This is a genomic window from Streptomyces sp. NPDC060184 (assembly GCF_042728795.1).
GTDB lineage: Bacteria > Actinomycetota > Actinomycetes > Streptomycetales > Streptomycetaceae > Streptomyces.
On the sequence record NZ_JBHWYX010000095.1, the window covers coordinates 1 to 3,319 of the forward strand.

Annotated in this window: 2 protein-coding genes and 1 pseudogene; all 3 read right to left on the minus strand. The window is 77.0% G+C overall.

Annotated elements, in window-relative coordinates:
• Window positions 1-312 (minus strand): annotated as a pseudogene (locus ACFWEE_RS32560) (hypothetical protein); the annotation flags it as partial.
• Window positions 313-1,179: 867 nt separating this feature from the next.
• Window positions 1,180-2,616, minus strand: a complete 1,437-nt coding sequence (locus tag ACFWEE_RS32565; protein ID WP_386894839.1) for a mobilization protein — start codon at window positions 2,614-2,616, stop codon at window positions 1,180-1,182.
• Window positions 2,616-3,104, minus strand: coding sequence for a hypothetical protein (locus ACFWEE_RS32570; RefSeq protein WP_386894841.1), 489 nt, complete (start codon window positions 3,102-3,104; stop codon window positions 2,616-2,618). Before ACFWEE_RS32570 ends, ACFWEE_RS32565 begins: the two co-directional genes overlap by 1 nt.
• Window positions 3,105-3,319: the final 215 nt, after the last annotated feature.

Below are 3,319 nucleotides of genomic sequence, written 5' to 3' on the forward strand. Positions count from 1 at the left end.
GCGCGCCCGCAGGCCCCGCTCGCCGTCCGGGCCCTCGACGACGGTCTTCATGCGCAGGGCCAGCAGGAGCCAGGGGCGGGCGCTGACGAACAGGCCGGTCTCCGTACCGAGGACGTCCTGGAGGACCGCCACGAAGCGGCTGTTCTCGGCGGGCCGGACGTCCAGCTGACTCAATGCCTTCGCCCGGTCGGAGAGGTCCAGGTTGTGAGGGACCGTCAGTCCTGCGGTGAGCGTCCCCCACATCAGCCGCGCGTCCCTGCTCGCTCCCGAGACCGCCACCCCCGCGGGCACGGCGGTGGGCTGGGAGGGCACCAGCGGCATGCCGGCGGCGGGGACCGGTCCGGGCGCCACCCCAGCGGCGGCGGCACGGGAAGCGGCGGCAGGGGCCGTGCGAGCGGCGGCGGCACGGGAAGCGGCGGCAGGGGCCGTGCGAGCGGCGGCGGCACGGGAAGCGGCGGCAGGGGCCGTGCGAGCGGCGGCGGAGGGCGGGGTCGCCAGGACGGCGGTACGGGAAGCGGCGGCGGGGGCCGTGCGGGCGGCGGGGGCGGGGGGGCGGGGTCGCCAGGACGGCGGCCAGGGTGCGGTCGATGCCTTCGCCCTGGGCGTGCGCGGCCCTCAGGACGCGGGCGACGTCGACACCTCGGGCGTCGAGGCGGTCGAGCGCGGCGGCCATCTCGGGCCAGGCCGGGGAGGAGAGGATCGCGTCGCGCACGACGCCCTCGGGGAGCGTCGCGCGCAGCAGGTCGGCCCACCGGTCGGTGCCCTCGGCCCGGACACGGGCGGCGTTCGCGGTGACGGCCTGGTGGACGGTGGTGGCGACCTGGCCGAGCTGGGGCAGGAGCACGGTCAGGTCGACGCCCGCGGCCTGCAGGGTCGCGAGGTGGCGGGCCATCAGCGGCCAGTCCGCCGCGGTGGTGAGCGCGGTGAGGACGTCGTCGGACACGGTCGTGCGCAGCTGGTCGATGGCCCAGCCGGGGGCGAGTTTCGTCGCGTCCTCGCCGAGCTCGTCGTCGGGTCGGCCGGTGCGGTGGCGGGCGGCGCGGCGGACCGCGTCCGCGATCGTGAGGAGGAGGCGTACGGACACGGCGGCGGTCTGCGCGGCCTCGGCGAGCGCCTCGGAGACCGGTTCGCCGACGGCGGGGGCGGGGGTGGACACGGGCAGGGCTCCTTCGGAGACGGTCAGCGGGTACGGGACGGTCCGGGCCGGTCGCCGGGCGTGTGCGGCGGCATCCTCCTGGTAACGAGGGCGGGTCCGGCCGGGCTACGGCCGGGCGTTCGGGCGGGCGCGGGCGTACGGGCCCCGGCCCGGGCCGGGGAGCGGGGAGCGGGGGCGCCGGCTTCCTCGGCGGCCCGGCGCAGCAGCACGGCGGCGTCGGCCGCGGCGCGTGCCTGCGCGCGGTACTGCTGCGTCTGGTGCCAGCAGTAGGCGGCGTCGACGGCTTCGACGAGGGCGGTCAGCAGGTGCAGGACGACGGCCGCTCCCCCGCTGCCGCGTCCGATCCGGGGGGCGTGTTCCAGGGCCCGGGCCGCGGCCCGCCAGGAGGAGCGGGCGCGGCCTTCGAGGGTGCGGGCGCCGGGGGCGCGGCCGGCCTGCTCGAACGCGTCGGCCGCCTGCGTGAGGCGTGCGCGCACGAGCGCGGGGGCGTGGGCGGCGGCGACGGCCAGGAGGTCGCCGAGGGCGGCGACGTCCCCGGCGCCCTCGGTGCGTCCGGCGCGCTCCAGCAGGGCGGCGGCCTGTCGGATGTGGTGCTCGGCGGCCGTCCAGTCGACCGGCCCGGCCGGGGCGTCGTAGCGCTCGCGGACCCGGGGCAGGGACAGGTCGTGGGCCAGCGAGCTCCCGGAGAACCAGACGGGTCGCATCCCGCCGTCGGCGCGGTCGCCGGGCAGCGCGACCGCGTACCCGAGCAGGACCCCCGCCTCGTCGCGGCGCTCGCGCACGCGCAGGCCCTGGTCGCGGAGCCGGTCCAGGAAATCCGTGTCGCCGGTCGCGAGGGCGGCGGTGTGGCGGACGGTGCGCTGGAGGGACTCGCGGGCCGTCTCCAGCAGCCCCCGCCGGTCGGCTTTCTCCCGCTCCCCCGTGCTCGCGGCCCGGCGCGCCGTCCGGTCCCCCGGCGACATCGGGACCAGGTCCCACGCCGCCTCGAACGCACGGGCGGCGGCGTGCATCCGGACGACGTCACCGCGCAACCGGGGCCGGCGGCCGTCGACGCGGGCCGTCGTCGCGACGAGGTGGATGTGGTCCGGGGCGTGACGGACCGCGACCCACCGGCACGCGTGCTCGTCGCCGCGCTCGGCGATCCCCGCCGCGTGGACCATCTCGATCGCGACCCGCGCCCACCGCTCGTCCGTGAAGAGCGGGTCGTCGGGGTGGTTACGGACCGAGACGTGCCAGACGTGCTCGGCGGGCCGGGGGCCGGCCAGCGCTTCGACGGGGGCGTCCAGGAGCAGCGCGAGATCGCCCAGCGTCGTCCGGGCCGCATCCCGTGCGGGGCAGGGCAGATCGGGGTCCCACGCGGCGACGAGGTGGGGATCGGTGTGCTCGTCGTGGTGGCCCGGACCGAAGAGGTACTCCAGCAGCTCGACGGTGTTCCGGCCGCCGTCGGGCTTCTTCGGCATCACGGCCGCTCGCGCCTCTCCCGCATCACCTGGAGCGTCGCCGCGTCGACCCGGGCCACAGCCCGCCGGACATCGTCCAGGACGTCACGGACCCGGTCCTCCACCGCCTCCACGACCGTGTTCTCGGCAACGGCGTGAACCCCCTCGCGGGCAGGGCCGTCGACGGCCCGCGCCGACTCCGGACCGGAGGCGTGGCGGGCCGTCAGACGGTCGAGTACGGCGGCGGTCTCGCGGAGCTCGGCGCGGGCCCGGACGAACTCGCGCAGCACGTCGGCCCGCTCGGCGGACACCGGGACCAGGACGTGCTGGGCGACCGCCATCACCGCCCGCGCCGCCCAGGACGCGGGCGCCATCGACTCCCGTGCCGCAGCCGCGCGCAGAACGTCCATCTCGACCACGTTGAACGAGAGCGGGACCCGGTGCGACCGCGGCGAAGAGGGCTGCCGCTCCCGGCGCCGGGCGCCGGGACTCCGGCCTGTATCCGTCATCGAATTTCCTTGCTCGGAACGTGCTACCGGGCCCGGGGAACTCATTCCGTTGCCGGGCATGGCCGATATATCGGTAGCGCTTACTGTTCCAGTACGCACTAACTGGCTGCCAATTTCTAATGCCTGAAAATCCGTCGCGCCACCGGCAACCGGTGACGCACCAACCGCACCAAACGAACCACACCCGCCCCACCCGCCCGCCCCGCCCCAGCCCC